This is a genomic window from Flavobacterium psychraerolatum (genome assembly GCF_025960985.1).
Taxonomy (GTDB): Bacteria; Bacteroidota; Bacteroidia; order Flavobacteriales; family Flavobacteriaceae; genus Flavobacterium.
Genome location: NZ_JAOQMX010000076.1, coordinates 1 through 6,421 on the forward strand (window position 1 = coordinate 1; position 6,421 = coordinate 6,421).

The 6,421-nt window shown below is 34.9% G+C and carries 5 protein-coding genes; all 5 read left to right on the forward strand.

Going from position 1 to position 6,421, the window contains the following annotated elements; all coding sequences use genetic code 11:
• Positions 1–279 precede the first annotated feature (279 nt).
• Positions 280–1,557 (forward strand): peptidase T, encoded by a 1,278-nt coding sequence (gene pepT, locus M2326_RS17170; protein WP_264620774.1) that lies wholly within the window; start codon positions 280–282, stop codon positions 1,555–1,557.
• Positions 1,558–1,730: 173 nt separating this feature from the next.
• Positions 1,731–2,195, forward strand: a complete 465-nt coding sequence (locus M2326_RS17175; RefSeq protein ID WP_264620775.1) for a DM13 domain-containing protein — start codon at positions 1,731–1,733, stop codon at positions 2,193–2,195.
• A gap of 69 nt (positions 2,196–2,264) precedes the next feature.
• The gene (locus M2326_RS17180) at positions 2,265–3,122 is read left to right on the forward strand and encodes a transporter (RefSeq protein WP_264620776.1); all 858 of its coding nucleotides are present in this window, start codon (positions 2,265–2,267) and stop codon (positions 3,120–3,122) included.
• A 59-nt stretch (positions 3,123–3,181) separates the two neighbouring features.
• A complete protein-coding gene (locus M2326_RS17185; protein ID WP_264620777.1) occupies positions 3,182–3,883 on the forward strand; it encodes a response regulator transcription factor in 702 nt (233 codons plus the stop codon).
• Between the two features lie 2 nt (positions 3,884–3,885).
• Positions 3,886–5,352, forward strand: a complete 1,467-nt coding sequence (locus M2326_RS17190; protein WP_264620778.1) for a sensor histidine kinase — start codon at positions 3,886–3,888, stop codon at positions 5,350–5,352.
• The last annotated feature ends 1,069 nt before the right edge of the window (positions 5,353–6,421 follow it).

The following is a 6,421-nucleotide window of genomic DNA, read 5'->3' on the forward strand; positions in this document are numbered from 1 at the left end:
TCTTTGAAAATCCATATCTCAAAAGTACATTTTTAGAAGCTAAAAGCGAAATGCACTAAAGTACATAGTTTTAACTATTTTTGGGACCAATAAACACATATCACTTTTCCCATTTATCCAACTTAATTACCACAAATAACACCCTTAGATTCCTACGGAATGACAGATTATGCAGGAATTTAGCGCATCTCTGCGCATTCTCTCTATGAATCTTTGCAGACCAAACTTTTAATTAAATCGAAAAAGGTATCTTTGCTTCTTCACAAAAAAAATAAATTTATGCAACCTATTATAGATCGTTTCATCAGTTACGTAACCATAGACACCGAATCTGACTCAAAGTCTGCTACTACTCCGAGTACCCAAAAGCAATGGGATCTAGCCAATTTATTGGTAACGGAATTAAAAACTATTGGTATGCAAGATGTTACCATAAGTGATAAGGCTTATATCATGGCAACTTTGCCATCAAATGTTGACCACGAGGTACCAACTATAGGTTTTATATCGCATTTTGATACAAGTCCCGATTTTTCTGGTGCGAATGTCAAACCGCAAATTATAAGCAATTATGACGGAAATGATATTGTACTAAATGCAGCTCAAAATATCGTTTTATCTCCGAATTATTTCAAGGATTTATTACAATATAAAGGGCAAACCTTAATTACAACAGACGGAACAACACTTTTGGGTGCTGATGATAAAGCAGGAATCACAGAGATTGTTACTGCAATGGAATACTTAATCAATCATCCTGAGATCAAACATGGTGAAATTAAAGTAGGTTTTACTCCTGATGAAGAAATTGGTCGTGGAGCACATCATTTTGATGTAGCACAATTTGGTGCCGAATGGGCTTATACCATGGACGGAAGTCAAGTTGGTGAATTGGAATATGAAAACTTTAATGCTGCAGGAGCAACTATTACCTTCAAAGGTAAAAGTGTGCACCCTGGTTATGCCAAAGGTAAAATGATCAATTCATTATTGATTGCAAATGATTTTATAAACGCATTACCAAAGAAAGGGATACCACAGGAAACTAAAGGTTACGATGGTTTTTTCCATGTGCACCACCTTGCAGGAACCATTGAGGAAACCGTTTTAGAACTGATTATCAGAGATCACAGCAAGCTAAAATTCGAAAAACGAAAAGAATTAATTTCGAAAATAACAGCAAAAATCAATAAAAAATATGCCAAGCAATTTGGAGAAGATATTGTTATCGCTGTCGTAGAGGATCAATATTACAACATGAAGGAAAAAGTAACTCCTGTAAAACATATTGTAGACATTGCGGCCAAAGCGATGAAAGATGTAAATGTAAAACCAATTATCAAACCTATCCGTGGGGGAACAGATGGTTGCCAACTATCCTATATGGGATTACCTTGCCCGAATATATTTGCTGGTGGACACAACTTTCATGGTAAATATGAGTACGTACCTGTAGAGAGCATGCAAAAAGCGGTAGAAGTAATTGTAAAAATTGCCGAGCTTACTGCTTTACCAAACTACGGTTTACCAGTACCAAAGGCCAAAAATAAAAAGTAATTTGTACTTGATTTTAAAGACTTACCCCAAAGGAGCAATCGCTTTTTTGGGGTTTGTTATTTTTTGTTCGAAAGCAAAGTTTATCCTTTTGTAATTTTTTCGGGATACTTCTGTGATACTTGAGGCGGATATTTGCAATAACAAAAATGAATAACAAATTTAAAATCAAAATTATGAAAAGAATTTTTATCGCAGTTTTCGCATTAGCATTGACTTTCACAACAGTATCATGTTCTAACGACTCAGACCCAGTAACAACAACAGTAACCGTAGACTCAGCTGCACCAGAAGGCGCTTTTACAGTTTCAAAATCAGGAACCCTTACAGCGCAAAATGGAACGCCAACAACTGGTAAGATCGAAACAGGTACTGACAGCCAAGGTAACTCTTTCGTACATTTAGGAACGGACTTCACAACAGAATTAGGAACGGGAACTGCAACCGTTTACCTTTCTAAAACAGCAACTTTCACTTCTAGTCCAGGAACCGGAAATCCAGATCTAAAATTAGTAGGTATTGTAACTAAAAATGGTGAAGCCTACTACAAATTATCAGGAGCTGCCCCTGCAGACTTACCTTACGTAATCATCTGGTGTGGTACAGCAGGTATTCCTTTTGGAAATGGACTATTAAAATAACAATTTAGTTTTTCTGCAACAAAAGGCATTGGTATCTATCAATGTCTTTTGTTATTTAAATACAATATTATGAAAAAATACTTTTATACCTTAACAATACTCGCCTTCTGTTTCCCAATGCTATCCATCGCACAAAGCGGTTGGACCAAAGCAAAGAATACCTATTTTGTAAAATTAGATTACAGTAGTTATACCTCATCCGATTTTAGAAATAATGTGGGAAATAAATTAAAAACAAGTGACTTCACCCAAAATGCAATTTCGGTTTATGGAGAATACGGAATCACAAATCGCTTGACTGCCATTGGATTCTTACCTCTTTACAAACAAAATGGATACGAAACTACCAATAATGTGAGTGGTCTTGGTGATCTTAAATTAGAATTAAAATACGCCTTATTGCAAAAGTCTTTCCCACTTTCGATCGCAATTGCGCCGGAATTTCCAACGGGCAAACAAGACAATTTTGCCACCAACAAAAACAATCCGTTAGAGACAATCAATCTGCCTTCAGGAGATGGAGAATTTAATGTTTGGACCACCTTGGCAGTATCACATTCTTTTGCACCTTCAAAATTATATGCAAGTGCGTTCACCGCATTCAATTATAGAACAAGCTACAAAGAGCGTGATTTCCAAAATCAATTTCAGGCTGGTGTCGAAGTGGGTTATCAATTCTTTGACAAACTTTGGGTAAACTCAAAAGTTTCGGTTTTGACCGGTCTAGGTGCTGATCCAGAATTTTCAGACTTTATTAGAGGTGACGGAACCAATTATACAGGAATGTCTGTGGGTGCAATGTATGAACTAAACAAAAACTTTGGACTTACTGCACAGTACTTTAATTCGAATAGTGCCATCGTAAAAGCTAAAAACGTTTACGCAAACAACATTTTGTCGGTTGGAATCGTGTATCAAAAGAAATAATTTTTATTTCTTACCCTAATCCTTTATATTTACAAATACCACCTAAAAACAATAGACCCATGAAGAAAATATTGATGATTGAAGATGATCCGGCTATTGTAGAATTGGCGACGATTCACCTCAAAGACATACACTGTGAGGTGACCAAATCGTATGCCGGATTTGAGGGATTACACCTTGCTACGACAGGCACCTATGATGTTATTATCCTAGACATCATGTTGCCCGAAATTGACGGAATCGAAATTTGCAAACGCATTCGAGCCGAAAAAATTAAAACACCAATTTTAATGCTTACCGCAAGAAGCGAAGAAATTGACAAAATTATAGGGCTAGAAACCGGAGCCGATGATTACCTCACCAAGCCTTTTAGTATTCGAGAATTTATAGCTCGAATAAAAGCTTTGATACGTCGTACTGAAATGCTTGCACCAGAGCCAGTAGAAATACCTGAGATTTTACAGTGTCAAAATCTTATGATGAATACCACCAAGAGAAAAGTTTCTCTTGACGACAATAAGATTGAGCTGACACCAAAAGAATTTGATTTGTTGTACCTATTTATGTCTAATCCTGGCATTAGTTATTCACGTGAGACTTTACTAAATGTAGTGTGGGGATATGAATTTTCGGGTTATGAGCATACGGTAAATTCACATATTAACCGCCTACGCACTAAGATTGAAAACAACCTAACCAACCCACGTTTCATCTTGACTACTTGGGGAATTGGTTACCGTTTTACGGACGAAATTAAATAACGATGGAACAAAAAAGATACAATAGTTTATTCTGGAAAATATCATTGGTATTCTTCCTGCTACTCGCCATGGTGGGTGTGGCGCACGTATACATAAGCTACCACTCCTCACGCGAATATCTCGAAGAAGTTAACCAACGACTCAACCACGATACTGCCAAAAACATTATCGACAACTCTACTCCCTTCTATAACGGACAAGTAATTAAACCCGCATTGGATGAAATGTTTCATCACGTAATGGCAATAAACCCTAATCTGGAAGTGTACTTGGTTGACCCAAAAGGGAAAATAATCGCATGGTTTCCGCCAGAAAAAAAGCTGACGCTGCAAAAAATAAATATTGACCCCATCAAACTATTTATTGCAGATAAGAACAAAACGTTGATTAAGGGCGACGATCCGCTTAACCCTAGCACACAAAAAGTATTCTCGGCTCACCCGTTGACCATGAATAATATGCTTTATGCCTATATTTATGTGGTGCTGAATGGCGAAAAGAAGCAAGCTACATCAGACACCTTATTTGCTAGTTACTTATGGCAGATTAGTTACCGAACAATGGCAATAACCTTATTTTTTACGTTTGTAATCGGATTGCTTATCATTCGAACCATAACCAAAAACTACTCAAAAATATTGCTTGTCATGCAACGTTTTAGAGAAGGTGATTTGCATGCTCGAATAGACCTAGACAGTATTAATAGTGAAAAACAATTGGCTACCATGTTCAACGAAATGGCAGACATACTCACCACCAATATTGATAAATTGAAGGAAGTCGAAAATTTAAGGCGCGAGTTAATCGCCAATGTTTCGCATGACCTACGCACACCAATCGCGATCATACGTGGGTACCTCGAAACCTTACAGATGAAAGAGGACACCATCACAGTCGAAGATCGCAAGCGATACATTGATATTGTGAGCCAAAGTACGGTTAAGCTTGAAAAGTTGGTCAACGAATTGTTTGAACTATCAAAATTGGAAGCCAACCAGATTAGGCCCCAAAAAGAGCCCTTTATCATCAGTGAACTTGTAAATGATATAAGTTCTAAATACCAAATCATCGCCATTGATAAAAAGATTAAAATTGAAACCTATTTATCGAAAGAGCTTGCGCCCGTATTGGCAGATATTTCATTGATCGAAAGGGTGATTCAAAACCTGCTAGACAATGCGCTTAAATTTACACCTGAAGGCGGAACCATCAGCATCATTACTGAAAAGTGTCTCAATAATACCGTGAAAATTACCATCTCGGATACCGGAATTGGGATTCCTGAGAAAGATCGTGAACGTATTTTTGCTCGTTATTACCGCGCTAATAATTATACTGATTTAAAAAATAGCACTGGACTAGGATTGGCTATTGCCAAAAAAATATTAGACCTGCACGACTCGACACTTGAACTTATTTCTGCTGAAGAAAAAGGAAGTTCGTTCATCTTTAAATTAAAATGTAGTTAAAAATAGGTAACAATCCGCATAATAATTAAATTTTAGATCCAAATCTACTTTAATCTAATTAACACAAATAGCTGTTAATTTGATTAAAGTAGGTTTTTTTTTATTATAAAATTTTATTCCTTAACAAAAGTAAAGCTGACTAACAAAAAAGAAATATAAAACATAAAATACAATTAAAGAATTAGTTGGATAATGTATATAGTTAAAAAGGCTGTCTGAAAATCACTTTTCAGACAGCCTTTTTGCCTAATTTCAAGAGCTAAATTGTTAAAAAAGCCTTATAAACACCTTCCATATGCTCTTCTATTTGCCAAAAAAACAAAACAAAATAATGATTTCAACGCTTTAAGTTTTCTTTATTAAATCTTTAACTAAAAGTACCCCAAAAAGGCATATTTAAAAAGAACTAGCTCTATTCTTATTTTTATTTATAAATTCTTTAACATATAAAAACAGAAAATAGAAAAATACGGCAAAATATTTATCTAAAAGAAGGTAAAATAGTACCGCAAAGAGGTAATTTATGAATTAGCACATCCTCATTACTTAAGGTAATTTTGTGAATATGATAGTTGTTTTCATAACGAATTTCAACAATACCACTGTGCATTCAAGTCAAATATAGGAATTACAAAAAGGAGAATTCATTACAAATCAAATTGTTTACTGCGGGTTAATTCTTACTTACCTCCTGTGATAGGATAAAATAATTTAACGTAGGTAGCTTTAAAAATTTTTCGAGATTAATAAATAAAAAAAAAACATTTATTTCTTGGTGAATTCCTCAATTAACCAAACTGTATTATAATAACCTTTTGTTATCTTTTTCAATAAAACGATAAAGACAAAAAAACACATTTAGAATTAATAATAAAATAATAGTTAATAAAGTGAACATTATGCCTATGTAACATCAAAAGTGACTTTAAAAATGAATCAAAAATTAAAATAAAAAATTATGAACAGAAACCATTGGGATAAAGCAAAATTGCTTTATCCATTTCAAAGTAATGCAAGATCAAGATCATTAACCTTTATCTTGTCCGTATCCTGCCTTGTAATGCATTCC